Below are 409 nucleotides of genomic sequence, written 5' to 3'. Positions count from 1 at the left end.
GCTACACAGTGACCTAAACGGAGCATTAAACATAATGAAGAGAGCCATTGGAAAGATACCCCTAGTCATAAAGAAGCCACTCTCCTTCATCATAGACCACAACAAAGTAGCACCCGTAAAAAGGGGTGTAACCCCTGAGACCTCAGGGAACCCCCACCTCTAAAAGGGCGGGGAGGAGGTCAGTTCCTTGATGCAGGTGCTATAGTGGCTGGGGCGGTATCAACAATATACTGGACTAGTGTATTTCACTTAACACCGCTACTTTTAGGCATCATCGCTGCCTTTAGCCCGAATGCCTTCGCCGCGTTCGTAGGTGCCATTGCGGCGGGTCCACTTGGGGATAGGTATGGTAGGAAGACGATCTACATGTACGACTTATTGGCGTACTTCGTCGGCACCGTTCTAATGG

At 50.1% G+C, this 409-nt stretch carries 1 protein-coding gene; it reads left to right on the top strand.

Annotated features, from left to right (window positions below; translation table 11 throughout):
- Positions 1 to 204: 204 nt before the first annotated feature.
- Positions 205 to 409 (top strand): MFS transporter (locus tag AAX04_RS11540; RefSeq protein WP_238377885.1); only part of this gene is annotated, 205 nt, incomplete at its 3' end.

Source organism: Caldivirga sp. MU80 (assembly GCF_001663375.1).
In the GTDB taxonomy this organism is placed as follows: Archaea; Thermoproteota; Thermoprotei; order Thermoproteales; family Thermocladiaceae; genus Caldivirga.
This window is presented reverse-complemented; position numbering and strand designations above follow the sequence as displayed.